Source organism: Cupriavidus laharis (assembly GCF_914271435.1).
GTDB classification, from domain to species: domain Bacteria; phylum Pseudomonadota; class Gammaproteobacteria; order Burkholderiales; family Burkholderiaceae; genus Cupriavidus; species Cupriavidus laharis.
The window spans coordinates 672,805-688,036 of record NZ_CAJZAI010000002.1 but is presented as its reverse complement, the minus strand read 5'-3'; the positions used below and the strand labels follow the sequence as shown (position 1 = coordinate 688,036).

The 15,232-nt window shown below is 63.2% G+C and carries 11 protein-coding genes; 8 read left to right on the top strand and 3 right to left on the bottom strand.

From position 1 onward, the window contains the following. Window positions 1-2: 2 nt before the first annotated feature. The 7 genes from LDO29_RS06930 to LDO29_RS06900 all read left to right on the top strand — a co-directional run bounded on the left by LDO29_RS06930 (window position 3) and on the right by LDO29_RS06900 (window position 8,141). A complete protein-coding gene (locus tag LDO29_RS06930; RefSeq protein ID WP_224079034.1) occupies window positions 3-773 on the top strand; it encodes an enoyl-CoA hydratase-related protein in 771 nt (256 codons plus the stop codon). After that, a complete protein-coding gene (locus LDO29_RS06925) occupies window positions 770-1,951 on the top strand; it encodes a CaiB/BaiF CoA transferase family protein (protein ID WP_224079033.1) in 1,182 nt (393 codons plus the stop codon). The genes LDO29_RS06930 and LDO29_RS06925 overlap by 4 nt, the downstream gene beginning before the upstream one ends. A 48-nt stretch (window positions 1,952-1,999) precedes the next feature. Beyond that, window positions 2,000-2,944, top strand: a complete 945-nt coding sequence (locus LDO29_RS06920) for a LysR substrate-binding domain-containing protein (RefSeq protein WP_224079032.1) — start codon at window positions 2,000-2,002, stop codon at window positions 2,942-2,944. 38 nt (window positions 2,945-2,982) lie between these two features. Next, window positions 2,983-4,086, top strand: coding sequence for an alcohol dehydrogenase (locus LDO29_RS06915; protein WP_224079031.1), 1,104 nt, complete (start codon window positions 2,983-2,985; stop codon window positions 4,084-4,086). After that, window positions 4,086-5,534 carry an NAD-dependent succinate-semialdehyde dehydrogenase gene (locus LDO29_RS06910; protein ID WP_224079030.1) on the top strand — a complete coding sequence of 483 codons (1,449 nt, stop codon included), beginning with the start codon at window positions 4,086-4,088 and terminating at the stop codon, window positions 5,532-5,534. Before LDO29_RS06915 ends, LDO29_RS06910 begins: the two co-directional genes overlap by 1 nt. Before the next feature lie 213 nt (window positions 5,535-5,747). Beyond that, complete coding sequence (locus LDO29_RS06905) at window positions 5,748-6,755, top strand: Bug family tripartite tricarboxylate transporter substrate binding protein (RefSeq protein WP_224079029.1); 1,008 nt, start codon at window positions 5,748-5,750, stop codon at window positions 6,753-6,755. A 309-nt stretch (window positions 6,756-7,064) separates the two neighbouring features. Beyond that, the gene (locus LDO29_RS06900) at window positions 7,065-8,141 is read left to right on the top strand and encodes a porin (protein WP_224079028.1); all 1,077 of its coding nucleotides are present in this window, start codon (window positions 7,065-7,067) and stop codon (window positions 8,139-8,141) included. Window positions 8,142-8,316: 175 nt separating this feature from the next. On the opposite strand, the gene LDO29_RS06895 is transcribed toward LDO29_RS06900, so the two are convergent. Together LDO29_RS06895 and LDO29_RS06885 are read right to left on the bottom strand one after the other, a co-directional pair. After that, window positions 8,317-8,697, bottom strand: a complete 381-nt coding sequence (locus LDO29_RS06895) for a hypothetical protein (protein WP_224079135.1) — start codon at window positions 8,695-8,697, stop codon at window positions 8,317-8,319. Window positions 8,698-8,970: 273 nt separating this feature from the next. After that, complete coding sequence (locus LDO29_RS06885) at window positions 8,971-11,307, bottom strand: ATP-dependent DNA helicase (protein ID WP_224079027.1); 2,337 nt, start codon at window positions 11,305-11,307, stop codon at window positions 8,971-8,973. 375 nt (window positions 11,308-11,682) lie between these two features. On the opposite strand from LDO29_RS06885, the gene LDO29_RS06880 reads away from it, so the two are divergent. Further along, entirely contained in the window at window positions 11,683-13,428 is a 1,746-nt protein-coding gene (locus LDO29_RS06880; RefSeq protein ID WP_224079026.1) for a tannase/feruloyl esterase family alpha/beta hydrolase, read from the top strand. Between the two features lie 126 nt (window positions 13,429-13,554). Here the strand turns inward: LDO29_RS06880 and LDO29_RS06875 are convergent, their stop codons facing one another. After that, window positions 13,555-15,069, bottom strand: a complete 1,515-nt coding sequence (locus LDO29_RS06875) for a CoA-acylating methylmalonate-semialdehyde dehydrogenase (RefSeq protein WP_224079025.1) — start codon at window positions 15,067-15,069, stop codon at window positions 13,555-13,557. Window positions 15,070-15,232: the final 163 nt, after the last annotated feature.

The following is a 15,232-nucleotide window of genomic DNA, read 5'->3' as shown; positions in this document are numbered from 1 at the left end:
AAATGAGACACATTGATTACTCAGTGAGCGATGGCGTGGCCACGATTCGCTTCAACCGTCCCGAGAAGAAGAATGCGCTGACTCTGGCCATGTTTCTCGACTTCAAAAGTTCGATGGCGCAGGCGAATGCCGATGAGAAGGTGCGGGCGGTGATCGTTACCGGCGCCGGCAACGCCTTTACCGCTGGCAATGACATCACGATCTTTCGCGACCGGACTGGCAGGGAAAACGGTGGCCCCGCCGAACAATTCATGCGATCGATCGCCGAGACAGAGAAGCCATTGATTGCGGCGGTGAATGGCGTGGCGGCCGGAGTAGGGGTCACGATGCTCCTGCACTGCGATCTGGTGTATGTGGCCGATGACGCCTCGTTCCTGTTACCGTTCATTAATCTCGGGATGTGCTCTGAATTCGCATCGAGCATCACGCTTCCGGCGACCATGGGCTTGCAACGCGCCTCCGAGATTCTGTTCCTTGGGGAAAAGTTCAATGCACAACGGGCGATGGAGTTTGGTTTCGTCAACGCCATCCATCCGGCCGGAGACGTCTACGCAGCAGCGCTCGCTGCGGCCCGCCGCATCGCGGGCCAGTCCGTAGAAGGGGTCCGGGCCACTCGTGCCTTTCTGCGCCGCGAAGCCCGCCCCCATCTTGTCAGCCGCCTGCTCGAAGAACGCAATACCATCACTGACCTGATCAATCTGCCCGAAGCGCAGGCGGCGTTCGCAGCGTTCCTTTCCCGATCAGGCCGTAACGGCGGGACGGCAGCAGCATGAAGCGCGAAGACATCGATTCTTCTGCCTCTGCGCGCCCGGCGCTTGAAGGGCTGCGCGTGATCGAGTTCGGGCAGTTCATAGCGGTCCCTGCGGCGGCACAGGCGCTTGCCGATTTGGGCGCGGAGGTCATCAAGATCGAGCCTCCCCAAGGCGATGCGGCGAGACGGGCGGGCTCGGACAGCGACTGTGGGCCCATGTTCGCTGCCTACAACCGAGGCAAGCGCTCGGTCGTGCTTGATCTCGGGAGTGCCGAGGACCGCGAAGCAGCGCGAGCGCTGATCGGTACGGCCGATGTCGTGCTGCAGAACATGAGGCCAGGCACCATGGAGCGCCACGGCCTCGGCCCGGAGGCGATGCGCCAGCTTAATCCCCGATTGGTGTACGGGTCGGTCAGCGGCTTCGGAAGCGAAGGCGCCGCCCGGCACCGTGCCGGGTTCGACATCGCCGCGCAAGCGGAAAGCGGCATGATGAGCCTCAATGGCGAAGCCGACGGAGCGCCGATGCGCGTCGGCTTCGGGGTGGTCGACGTGATGGCTTCGCATGCACTGGTGGCGGCGGTTGCAGCGGCACTGTTGCGGCGTGCCACCAGCGGCGAGGGCGGTGTGGTGGAGGTTTCGCTGCTGGATACGGCGATCGAAAGCATGGCCTATGCATGGGCGGAGTATGCGTTGACCGGCCATGTTCCCGTTCGCACCGGAAACGGGCAGCCGACGATGGCTCCTGCCGCTGATCTGTTGAGTACCGCCGACGGCTTGATAGTCGTATCCGCCTACATGGACGAGCACTTTGCCCGCCTGTGCACGGCGGTCGGCCAGCCAGACCTGGCGGCAGATCCGCGCTTCAACAGCAATGCCCAGAGGGTGGTCAATCGCCGAGCCCTGATCGAGTCGCTGTCCCATGGGTTCAGCGGACTCAGCCGGGCCGAGGCTTGCGAGCGGCTGGCCAAGGCAGGCGTGGTGGCCGGCGCGATCTGTGATTTCGCCGAAGCGCGCGCACTCCAGGGCAGTGGCCAATTCGACCTCTTCGGCACGATTGGCCTGCCGGGAGGCGGAAATATCTCCTTGCCCCGCACGCCGTGGAGAATCGACGGGCGCCGCAGCAGCGGCGGGGCGCTTCCCGCGCTTGGCGCGCACACGCAGGAGGTGCTTCAGGAAATCGGGTTGCCACATGCGGACTAGCAAGCACCGACACACGGCGCACGCAGAGGGGCATGGAGCGGGCGGACGATGACAAACCTACCTCTTGAGAATCGACTGCGGTTCAAACACTTGGCCCTGCTCCGGGCGTTGCACGCCGACGGCTCGCTGCACAAGGCGGCGCCCAGGCTTCACATGAGCCAGCCGGGTGCGAGCAAATTGCTGCGCGAGCTCGAGAGCCTCTTCGGCACCCCACTTTTCATGCGGGGAGCCTCGGGGCTTACGGCGACGCCCGCCTGCCTGTTGCTTCTGGAGCACGCGCAAGCGGTTCTGTTGGAAGTGGATGTGGCGCGCTCGGAGATTGCTGCCTCGGGCAGTGTGAATCCAATTGCGCGAGTCGGGGCCAATTCGAGCGCTGTCCATATCCATCTGGTGCCTCTCATGTCGAAGTTCCATGAAGTGCATCGGTCGGCGCAGATTCGAATCGTCGAAGGGCAAACCGATTCCTTGCTGGAGATGCTGCGGCAGGGGCAGATCGATATGGCTCTTGCCTTGCTCGCTGCGTCCGCATTGCGAGAGGGACAGTTGCGCGGTATCTCGCATCGGATGGTGTCTCCGGGGGACTGGGTATTTGTTGCGAACCGGAGTCATCCCCTGGCGCGAAAGCGCGAGATTTCAGCGCGGGACCTGGAGCCGTGCCGCTGGGCGCTATCTCCGCCAGGATCGCTCACCCGGGCAGCGTTCGAGCAGGCGTTCTACTCGGCAGGGCTCCTTCCGCCCAGGCCGTGCATCGAGGCCGTTCCGTTCGCGACGATGCTTTCGATCGCTCGGTCCTCCGACGTCCTGACGGTTGCGCCACGCGCCGCGGTGGTCGCGCCGGAGAGCGGCGGCGGTCTGGCGATCCTGCAAACAGCCGAGTTGAAAATCAACGTACCTCCCATGGCCGTCTTCTACAAGCAGGCGGCGCTCAAGCGGGCGCATCTCCGCACCATGCTCGACCTGCTTGATGGGACCTCCGCTGCCATGGCTGCTTGATGTGCAAAGTCACGACAGCAAACTCTGGAGATGAACAGATGAATCGAGGCAAGCAGACGTGGCCGCACCGCAGTTTCAAGTTGACGGGATTCGGTGAGCCCTTGCGGGAGCAACACGACCAGATCGGTGCTCCGGCGGGAAAGCAGGTTCTCCTGCGCGTACTGGCCTGCGGCGTGTGCCATAGCGACCTGCATCTTTCTGACGGGTTCTTCGATCTCGGCGGGGGCAAGCGCATGGATCTCGGCAGGGGGATTGCGTTGCCGAGAACGCTCGGGCACGAGATCGCAGGGGAGGTCGTGGCCGTTGGGGAGCAGGTAACGGGACTGGCCATCGGAGATCGGCGCTTGCTGTACCCATGGATCGGCTGCGGCGACTGCGGACTTTGCAGCGCAGGTGCGGAACATCTTTGCCCGCAACCGCGCCACCACGGAACCACGGTCGACGGAGGTTTCAGCAACTTCGTCATGGTGCCGGACGCGCGCTACTTGTTGGCATTCGACCCGCTGCCCGAGAGCTTTGCGGCCACCTTGGCTTGCTCGGGGCTGACCGCCTACAGCGCTCTGTGCAAGGCGGGGGCGAAATCGGCCAGCGACCCGCTGCTCATCATCGGCGCCGGAGGGGTCGGGCTGGCGGCGATCTCGATCGCCTGTGCGTTGTCGGGCGTCGGGCCGGTGGTGGCTGAGATCGACGGGGACAAGAGGGAGGGTGCCTTGGCGGCTGGCGCCAGCGAGGTGGTGGACCCGAGGGATCCGGACGTAAAGCGTCGATTGATGAAGCACACCGGCGGTGGCTTCGCCGCGGCAGTGGACTTCGTCGGCGCAACGGCGACAGTGGCGCTGGGGATGAACCTGCTTCGCAAGGGTGGACGGCTCGTGGTCGTCGGCCTGTACGGCGGCAGCATGGAATTTTCGCTGCCGACGCTGCCGCTGCGCTCGGTCAGCCTGATGGGGTCTTATGTAGGAAGCCTCAAGGAGTTGGAAGAACTGATGGCGCTGGCACGCGACTTGAAACTCAACCCCATGCAGATCGTGCCGAGAACGCTCGGCTCGACGCAGGCAGTTCTTGAGGACCTGCGTGCCGGCCGCATTCGTGGCCGCGCCGTCATCATTCCTTCGGTGACGGACTCGAAGGATGTGTCGTGATGGAAAGCAATACTCAATACCCGAATGTCCTCCTGCGGATCGGTGGCGAATGGCGGCCCGGATCCGACGCTCGGAGGCATAGCGTCATCGATCCGTTCACCGGGTCGGTGATCAAGGATTTCACACTGGCATCCCGTGACGATCTCGAGGCGGCCGTGCAATCGGCCAGCGACGCATTCGCTGCCTGGCGGCAAGCGGCGCCGACGGAGAGATCGAAGCTGCTGCGCCGGACAGCGGATCTGTTGCGCCAGCGGGCGGACGGCATTGCAGACTTGATCACGCGCGAGCAGGGAAAGAGGCTGTCCGAGGCCCGGCTCGAAGTGCTCGGCAGTGCGGAAGTCGTGGAATGGTTTGCGGAGGAGGGCCGCCGCATGTATGGGCGTGTGGTTCCGGGCCGGGGGAAAGAGTCGAGCCAGCTTGTCACCCGCGAGCCTGTGGGGATTGTGGCTGCGTTCACCCCGTGGAACTTCCCGATCAACCAAGCCGTGCGCAAGATCGCGGCAGCGCTGGCGGCCGGCTGTTCCATCATTGTCAAAGGCCCCGAGGAAGCGCCGGCCAGCGTTGCAGCCTTGGTGCAGGTTTTCCTGGACGCGGGTATTCCATCGGGGGTTGTAAATCTCGTCTACGGGGTTCCCGCGGAAGTCTCGAACTTCCTGATCGCGCATCCGCTGATACGGAAGGTCTCGTTCACGGGGTCGACCGCAGTCGGAAAGCATCTGGCGGCACTGGCCGGCCAGCACATGAAGCGTGTCAGCATGGAACTCGGAGGGCATGCTCCCGCGATCGTCTGTGACGATGCCGATCTGGATCTGGCGGTCAAGCTGCTGTGCGTCCAGAAATTCTGGAACGCGGGGCAGGCCTGCATTTCACCGTCGCGCTTCCTGGTGCAAGAAGCGGTCTACGCGAAGTTCGTCGACAAGTTCGTCGCTGCCGCCAAAGCCGTTCGTGTTGGCAGCGGGCTGGACAAGAGCACGCGGATGGGTCCTCTGGCCAATGCCCGGCGGGCGGAAGCGATGACGGGTTTTGTCGCCGATGCGGTGCAGAAGGGAGCACGCGTCGAGTTGGGCGGGAGCCGCTCAGGCCAGCAGGGCTTCATGTTCGAACCGACCGTGCTTTCGAGCGTTTCGCAGCACGCGAGGCTATGGAACGAGGAGCCGTTTGGCCCCGTAGCGGCCATTGCGCCCTTCGATGCCATCGATGACGCGATAGCCGAGGCGAACAGGCTGCCCTACGCACTCGCTGCCTACGGATTCACGCGGTCTGGGGTCATTGCCCGCAGGCTGGCACAGGAAGTGGAAACGGGGATGCTGGCGATCAACAGCATCAGCCTCGGCCTGCCAGAGATGCCCTTCGGCGGGATCAAGGACTCAGGCTATGGCTCCGAGGGCGGCGCGGAGGCCCTGGAGTCCTACCTGAACACCAAGCTTGTCGTTCATGCAAGTGTTTGAACACCGGCCAAAGCCAAAGGCGATCACTGCGCGGGGCGCTTGCATGGTGCCAAGCGACCACTCGGGCAGTTGAATGCTTCGTGCGCCGGCAACCCTTGGCGCGCGACTGGGCTGTGACGGCTTAACGGCCGCCTGGAGAACGTCCGAGGATCAACACTACGTCACATGAGTCGCACCGACATTGAACTTACTACATTCCGCCTGGAGACAGACATGAATTCCTATTCCCTGAATCGACGCCAATTCCTGCAATTGTCCGCCGCGGCGTCTCTTTCCGCATCGACCATTGGCGGCAGGTTGTGGGCGCAGGAGCGCATCGACGACTTTCCTTCCAAGCCGATTCGCATTGTCGTCCCGTATACCCCCGGCGGCGTATCCGACCAGATTGCCCGAGCGTTCGGCGCAGGAATGCAGCAAGCCTGGGGGCAGCCGGTGATCGTCGACAACCGACCAGGTGCGGCGACGAACATCGGTAACTCCGCGGTGGCGAAAGCCAAGGCCGACGGCTATACCCTGCTCTTATCCACTCCGACGTTATCTTCAAACGGCGCGCTGTTTTCCGGCAAGCTCGGCTACGACCCGGTGAAGGACTTTACCGGCGTGTCTTGCCTCGTGCGCAACCCGAACGCGATGCTGGTGCCAGCCGGATCTCCCTTCAAGACCGTGGCGGACGTGATTGCATGGGGGAAAGCGCATCCCGGTGATCTGACCTACGGGCACCCGGGCACAGGGGCGATACCGCACCTCGCAGCGGAGCTGTTTGCCGTGACCGCAGGCCTTCAGATGACGCCCGTGCCCTACAAAGGCACGGCGCCTGTGATGGCCGACTTGCTGGGCGGGCAGTTGCCGCTGGCCTTCGACAACTTCCCCGGCTACCTGCAACACGTGCGAAGCGGAAAAGTGAGGGCACTGGCGATACTGGGGTCGGAGCGACTTTCCGTCGCTCCCCAGATTCCGTCAATGGCCGATGCAGGATTCAAGGACTTCGATGGTACGGGCTGGTCCGGTATCAGTGCGCCGGCGGGCACGCCTCGGCCGATCATCGATAAGTTGTCTGCCGAGTTGCAGCGCATCGCCGAACTGCCGCGCGTGCGAAGTCAGTTCGAAACGACAGGTTTCACCTTGGTGGGCAATTCCCCGGCCGAATTTGATCGCTGGTTGGACAGCGAACTCAAGCGATGGTCAAACCTTATTCTGACGCGGAACATCCGCCTTGAGTAACTTGTGCCGGATCTCGTGCACATAGGAGATCCGCAATATCGCCGCGCACGCGGGTGCGCGCGTGATGTTCTCTCGCAAGGATCGGCAAAGACTCGCTTGCCATGATGCCATCACCGGGATGGTGAAACGTCGTCACCTCTGATACGCCCATCGCTTGGCGTTGGCGGTAGTTCAGAGAGCGGGGCCTGTCCAGGAACAGCAGAAAAAAACTGTTCTCGCAAATGCGGGAAGGCATCGTCACGCCGGTACTCGGCAAGCCTCGGCCGGAAACAGAGGCACCACAAACTGGAGGAGAGAATGAGGGTAAAGATGGGAGTCCCCGCAGTGGTCGCACTTTTGTGCTGTGCTTCAGCGAAGGCGCAGACAAGTGTGACGCTATACGGCGTCGTGGATGCGGGCATCGACTTCGCCAATCATCAGGTCGGCGGGGGCAGTGTCGTGCGCCAGTCATCGGCAAATGTTGCAGGTCCGCGCTGGGGTCTTCGAGGGGTCGAGGATATTGGTGGCGGACTAAAGGCTGTGTTTGTCCTGGAGAGCGGCTTTGACACCGACACAGGAAAATCGGGCCAGGGCGGGCGCCTGTTTGGTCGTATGGCCTATGTGGGCATGCAGGGACAATGGGGCAGCGTGCTGGTCGGTCGCCAACAGAACGAGATGTTCGATCTTATCGGCGCATTCGACCCAATGGCGCTTGCGCCGAAGTGGTCCATCCTGAATCAGGATCTCATTTTTGCATCAAGAGCGGACAACACCGTGAAGTACGTTGGAACATTCGGTGGACTCACGGCATCTGCAATGTACAGCTTCGGCGCAGATAGCAACACCACGAATGGCAGCGAAGTGCCTGGCATCAGCAAACTTGGTCGGGAGTACGGATTTCGCGTGAGCTATAGCAGCGGGTCACTCAGCGTTGGCTCAGCCTATGACGAGATCAACACCGGCACGGTGACTGCGAATCCGGACGCGAAGACGCGACGAGCTGTGCTTACCGGCACGTACGACCTTTCGGTCGTCAGACTGTTTGCGGGCTACCGCTGGGCCAGGGCTTACGATGGAGCTGTACTACCTGGGGCGCTGCCGGGTACCGCAAACCAGGGGTCGAATCTGTGGTGGACTGGAGCAATTTGGCAAGCAGCACCAGCATTGGCACTCAGCGCGGCAGCGTACTACCAGGACTATCGCAATACAGGGGGAGACCCCTGGCTGTTCGTTGTTATGGGCAAGTATGCACTTTCCAAGCGCACGGATGCATACCTGTCCTTCGGGTATGCGATGAACCGGGAAAACTCAAACATGGGCCTTGGCAACGGCGCAACAGGATTTGGCAATACGCCAGCGGGCAGCAACCAGTTTGGCGGTGCGGTGGGCATGCGGCATGTCTTCTAACTTTCGACCGCGTACTCCACGGATCTTCGTCTAGTTGAACCAACGATAAGAGACGTCCGAGATGGCGCCAAATTGCGCCATCTGTTCTCGAAGGGACGCGGGCGCCTGCGATGTTCGGAGTAGGGGCTTTCATCCAGGGATTGAGCCCAGATTTAGGCAGGCGGACTCATCGTCCCTAGTTCAGCGAGGATAGGGTGTCGTTCAGAACTTTCAGGTTTTCAGCCATAGAGGATCTCTTTTGCGCCAAGGCGCGCTGAAACTCCCGGACATAGACGCCGACTTCGCCGGCCGCCAGGCGCTCGCCTGCGCCTTCTTCGATGCTCGATCGTTGGAAGCTGAAGCCTGTTAGCCGCTCGCTATTCCGGTCAAGCAGCAGCGCGAAGATCTGCTCCTGAGGGTGTTTGCGAAGATAGTCGTTGTGGAACTCGGAGCGCATTCTGCGAACGCCGAGCGGGCGGGCATCTTCCACAGTTGCCGCATACATTGGCGCGGCGTACTGGTTTACCGCGTCTACATCGTTCGCCAATCCTGCGGCAGTGTTGGGGCGAATGTTCACCAGTAACTTTGCGTGCATCGCTACCGTGTAGCGTGCCGGGATTCATCATTTCCCACCTTGTTGGGGCAATGATTGGGCTGACGCTGAATCGCGTGCTTGATCAGCGCACGACGCGAATCGATCCGTCAACTTCAATTGAGCCTTCAGGGAAGCGCTAGGTGGAGTGATATGCAGGTGCGGCGTTGGGGATACCGCGCTCACGCGATCGAACGACCGCTTGCTGAGGGGAACTGCCATGTGAATGTCTCGACGACGCATCGAATGAGCGTCTCTTCATGGCCGGGACCCGCCTTCGGCAAGTCCGTGCCCGCTTGCCGGAACATCCCACCATCCCGGCAACATGTCCTGTACCTCGGGGCGTGCATAACGGTCGTCGATCAGCCAGACCACGCCGCGGTCCTGCCGGGTGCGGATCACGCGGCCGGCTGCCTGCACCACTTTGCGCAGGCCGGGATACAGATAGGCGTAGTCATAGCCATAGCCCTGGCCGAAGACGGCTTCCATCCGCTCGCGCAGTTGCTCGTTGACGGGGTTCACCTGTGGCAGACCCAGTGTGGCCACGAATGCCCCGATCAGACGATCGCCCGGAAGATCCACGCCTTCCGAGAACACGCCGCCCAGCACCGCGAAGCCGATGCCCCGGCCGCCTGGCGCGAAGGCACCGAGGAATGCGGCCTGGCCGGTCTCGGTCATGCCGCGTGCCTGCGACCATGTCGGGATATCGGGATGACGTTCGGCCAGCACGGCGGCGGCTTGCTGGAGGTAATCATGGCTGCTGAAGAAGGCCAGGTAGTTGCCGGGGCGTCGCGCGAACTGGTCGGCCATCAGCGCGACGATTGCCGGCAGTGATCGTTGCCGGTGGGCATAGCGCGTGGAGATATGGCGCGCCACGTGCACGTCGAGCTGTTCGGCCTGGAATGGCGACGGCACTTCCACCCACACTGCGCTGCCCGGCACGCCCAGCAGGTTGCGGTAGTAGTCGGCCGGCTGCAGCGTGGCCGAGAACAGCGTGGTCGAATGCGCGGCCGCGAAGCGTGGCGCGAGGTACGGCGCCGGCAACAGGTTGCGTACGCACAGCGCTGCGTCGACGCCTGCACGGCTGCGCGGCGTGCGTGTGATGTCAAACAGCGAATGCTTGCCGCCGTATTCCGTCATCTGCTCGGCGAGGCGCAGGAAGTGCATCGCATCGAAATAGAAACGCTCCAGCGTGGCGTCGTGCCGCTGCGGATGCTCGCTCATGTCGTCGATGATGGCAGTGCATAGCTGGGTCAACACCTCAACGAATGCGGCGGGCTCTTCGTCGCATGTTTCGTAGGCGGCGTCGCTGGATTTGGCCAATATGTTCCATTGCCGATAGACCCGGTCCATCGGGCGCTTCAGCGCGCCGGGCGCCGACAGCCGCAAGCCGCGGAACGCGGCATGGTCCAGCGTGGCCGTGTACATGGTCCGCCCGCGCTCGACGAGGTTGTGCGCTTCGTCCACCAGCACGCTGACGCGCCATTCGTTCAGCGCGGCCAGTGCATGCAGCATGGCGCTGCGGTCGAAATAGTAGTTGTAGTCGCCCACCACCAGGTCGCTCCAGCGGATCATCTCCTGGGCGAGGTAGTACGGGCAGACCTCGTGCGTGCGGGCGATCTCGCGCACGGTGCGGCCATCGAGCAGCGCTGCACGGCTGGCGGCGTCGCGTGCGGCGGGCAGCCGGTCGTAGAAGCCCTTTGCCAGCGGGCACGACTCGCCATGGCAGGCCAGGTCCGGATGCTCGCAAGCCTTGTCGCGCGCCATCAGTTCCAGCACACGCAGCGGCGCATCGTCGGGATTGCGGCGCAGTTGCGTGGTGGCCTGCAGCGCTACCGCGCGGCCCGTCGAACGCGCGGACAGGAAAAAGACCTTGTCGATGCGCTGCGTGGGCATGGCCTTCAATGCAGGAAACACCGTCCCGATCGACTTGCCGATGCCGGTAGGCGCCTGCGCCAGCAGCGTGCGCGAACTGGCATTGGCCTTGTAGACCGATTCGGCCAGCAGGCGCTGCCCGTCGCGGAACGTGGCGTGGGGAAAGGCCAGTGCCTGCAGGCCTGCATCGCGATCACTGCGATGAGCGATTTCCCGTTCGGCCCACCGCATGAAACGGCGGCAACTGTCCTCGAAGAAGGCACGCAGTGTCGCAGCGTCGTAGCGTTCCTTCAGCACGCGTTCGCGCTGGCTCAGGATGTCGAAATACACCAGCGCCACGTCGATCTTCGCGAGGTTGCGGGCTTCACACAGCAGCCAGCCGTAGATCTTTGCCTGTGCCCAGTGCAGGGCCTGGTGGTTCTGCGGGATGTCGGCCTTGTTGCCGCGTACGGTCTTGATTTCCTCGATGCGGTTGGCCACTGGATCGTAGCCATCGGCCCGGCCGCGCACGCGCAGGCCTTCGAACTCGCCCGACAGCGTGACTTCGGACTCATAGCCAGGCCCGCGGCGGCTGGTGACCACGCCATGACCCCCCACGCCTTCCTGCCCGGTGGGCGAGGGCGTGAAGCGCAGGTCCAGGTCGCCCGCCTTTGCCGTGAATTCGCACAAGGCGCGAACGGCGACGGTATAGCGGGGCGGATCGATTGGCGTGGCGGGCAAGGCGCAAGAAGTATGGGATCGGGTCACTGTATGAATATACAGTGACCAGCGGCGGCAGGAAATCCGTGTTGTGCCCTTTTGGGACTTTTGGGCCGCGTTTCTCTTGCTCAATGCCGATATGACCTTCCGCGCGGTTTGTCCCATGCAGGTTATTACAGCAATTTGAAAAAGATTCACGTCAACACCGTATCGGGTAACACGAGCCAGCATAAGAGTCGGTACTCGCGCACCACTTCTGAAGTTCCCGACATATTTCCTGAACCACATCCCTGCGAGCATGCGCGCTGGCCCGCCAATTGCGGACGTACCCGCGGGATACCTCGCCGGGCGATACCGTGGCCTATCCCATTCCTGGAAACACCTGGAGGAAAACAAATGTCAACGAACAATGGATGCAGACGTTTGCCAGCGACTATCGGACTGGCACCCGCCATCGTTGCGACTGCGGCAGGACTCATGCTAAGCGCCTGCGGAGGAGGGGGGGACGACAATAGTGCCAGTCCGCCGCACCCGATTACCCCGGTATCGTGCGAAAACATGCCCGGCAAGACAGTTGCCGCAAGCAGCATCGGTCTGCCAACCAAAGGTGCGACCGTGAGCGACGCTATCAAGGTGCCGGCCACGGGTGGCGGCCAGCTTGGCACCGGGGAGTACTGCAAGGTGACCGGCACGATTGCCCCGGTGGATCCGACTGCGCCAGCCATCAAGTTCGAGGTCGATATGCCGGCGAGCTGGAACCAGAAGGTGGTCATGTTCGGCGGCGGTGGCTACGACGGCACCATCCCGAACACGGCGGGCAACGTGCCGGCGGGCCCGACTGATCAGCCCACGCCGCTTGCGCGCGGCTATGCGACATTTGCCAGCGATTCCGGCCACCAGGCCGGCGCGCTGGGGAGCCGTGACGGTTCGTTCGGCACCAATGACGAGGCGCTGCAGAACTTTGCCGGCGACGCGCTGAAAAAGACCCGGGACGTCGCCATTGCGCTGATCCAGTTGCACTACCAGGCCGATGGTCCGAAGAAGGCCTACTTTGCGGGCGGGTCGTCTGGAGGCCGCGAAGCGCTGGCGGTGGTGCAGCGCTGGCCCCAGGACTGGGACGGCGCGATCGTGCTTTATCCGGCCTGGAATGCCGCGAGCCTGGACTTGCAGTTCGGCCGTATTACCCGCGCGCTGGCCGCGCCGGGCGCTTATCCGAACCAGCCCAAGCGCAAGGTGCTCTATGACGCGGCCATTGCCGCATGCGACAACCTGGATGGTGTCAACGACGGCCTGATCAGCAATATCGCGGCCTGCAACAGCAGCTTCGACCCGTCAACGGCGATGCTGAACGGCCAGGCGGTACGTTGCGCCAACGGCGCCGATACCGGCGACACTTGTTTGTCGGATGCGCAGATCAACGCCCTGAAGGTCTATAACACGCAGGTCGTGTTCGGCTATGCGCTGGGCAGCGGAGAGACGAAGTATCCGGGCTTCAACGTCTGGGGCGCGGATCTTGGCCTGGCCGGAAGTGCGTCTGTCCAGCCAACGGTCATCTCGCTGGCCCTCAATACCGATGCGCCGGCCAACCCGATGCCGACGACTGCCCCGTACATGAGCGTGTTCTGGGACCAGTGGGTGCGCTACTTCGTGACGCGTGACCCGACCTTCAATTCGCTCACGCTCGACCCGGAGAACCCGGGGCCGTGGCAGGACCGCGTCAGCCAGCTCACCGGCATCCAGGACGTCAACAAGACCGACTTGTCCGCCTTCATGAACCATGGCGGCAAGATCCTGATGGCGCATGGGATGTCAGACGCGCTGGTCAGCACGCGGGCGACGGAAGACTACTTCACGCGGGTGCAGAGCACGATGGGCGCAGGCAATGTCAGCAACTTCATGCGCTACTACGAGATTCCCGGCTATGGCCATGCCGTGAGCTCGGTATTCAACGCTTCGTGGGATTCGCTGACAGCGCTGGAGAACTGGGTCGAGAATAATACGGCGCCGGTTTCCCAGACGGTGACCGACACCGTCGGTGTGCCGGGCCGGACGCGACCGCTGTGCGAGTATCCGAACTGGCCGAAGTACAACGGTTCGGGTGATGTGAATGTGGCGGCCAGCTTTACCTGCGCGACGCAGTAAGGGGATGGGAGAGGGCCGACCGAGATGGTCGGCCCTGGGATTGTTGGGAATCAAAGTGTTTGTTGCGGGTTTTGGTGGGGGCTGTGTTGTTGTTCTTGGCAGCAAGACCCCCCATCGCCCGCAAAATCACTTCGCCGTGGGCATCGCGAACTCGGCCCCGCGCGCCATAGCGTCCGGCCAGCGCTGCATGACGCTCTTCTGGCGCGTGTAGAACCGCACGCCTTCCTCGCCATAGGCGTGCATGTCGCCGAACAGCGAGCGCTTCCAGCCGCCGAAGCCGTGCCAGGCCATCGGCACGGGGATCGGCACGTTGATGCCGACCATGCCGACCTCGATGCGGCGCGCGAACTCGCGCGCGACCTGGCCTTCGCGCGTGTAGCAGGCCACGCCGTTGCCGAACTCATGCTCGTTGACCAGCTTCACAGCCTGGGCGAAGTCGTCCACGCGCACGCATGACAGCACCGGGCCGAAGATCTCTTCCTTGTAGATGCGCATGTCGGGGGTGACGTTATCGAACAGCGTGCCGCCGGTAAAGAAGCCTTGCTCGTGTCCGGGCACTTTGTAGTTCCTGCCATCGACCACCAGCTTCGCGCCTTCTTCCACGCCGAGCGCAATGTAGTTCTCGATGCGTTCGAGCGCCTGGCCGGTGACGACCGGGCCCATCTCGGCGGCGGGGTCCATGCCGTTGCGGATCACCAGTTCGCGCGCACGGGCCTCCAGCTTCGGCATGATCTTGTCGGCCACGTCACCGACCAGCACCGCGACGGAGATCGCCATGCAGCGTTCGCCGGCGGAGCCGTAGGCCGCGCCGATCAGCCCGTCCACGGCCTGGTCGATGTCGGCGTCCGGCATCACTACCATGTGGTTCTTGGCACCGCCCAGCGCCTGCACGCGCTTGCCCAGCCGCGCGCCGGTTTCGTAGATGTAGTTGGCGATCGGCGTGGAGCCAACGAAGCTCACCGCCTTCACGTCGGCGTGATGGAGCAATGCGTCCACCACGGTCTTGTCGCCCTGCACGACGTTGAACACGCCATCGGGCAGGCCGGCCTGCTTGAGCAGCCTGGCCATGAACAGCGACGCCGAGGGGTCGCGTTCGCTTGGCTTCAGCACGAAGCAGTTGCCGGCCGCGATCGCGACCGGGAACATCCAGCACGGCACCATGCACGGGAAGTTGAACGGCGTGATGCCGGCCACCACGCCAAGCGGCTGGCGCAGCGTCCAGTTGTCCATGCCGGTGGAGACCTGGTCCGTGAAATCGCCCTTGAGCAACTGCGGAATGCCGCAGGCGAACTCGATGATGTCGATGCCGCGGCTGACTTCGCCGGCTGCATCGCTCAGCACCTTGCCGTGCTCGGCCGTGATGATGGCGGCCAGCTCGTCCTTGTGCTGGTTCATCAGTTCCAGGAACTTCAGCATGACGCGGGCGCGGCGGATCGGCGGCGTGTCCGCCCACTTCGGGAATGCCGCCTGCGAGCTGGCCACCGCGGCATCGACATCTTCGACGGTGCCGAGCCGGACCTGACGTGCCACGGCGCCGGTCGCCGGGTTGAACACGGCCTGCGAGCGCGTGCCTGAGCCGGCGTAGCGCTCGCCGGAAACGAAGTGGATCACGTCTGCGGAATCGCTGTACGGCGCCGTCATGAGAATCTCCTGTGCTGGTCTGACGAGCCTGCATCGCCCGCCGTGTCTGGGAATGAGGCGAGTGTATGAAGACAGGGGATAGGCGGGTAGCTAGCCGGCGCCGAACTCACTGTTCAGGATTTTTAGCTACTGGCATGCTATAGATGCGAACTATAGAACGCGT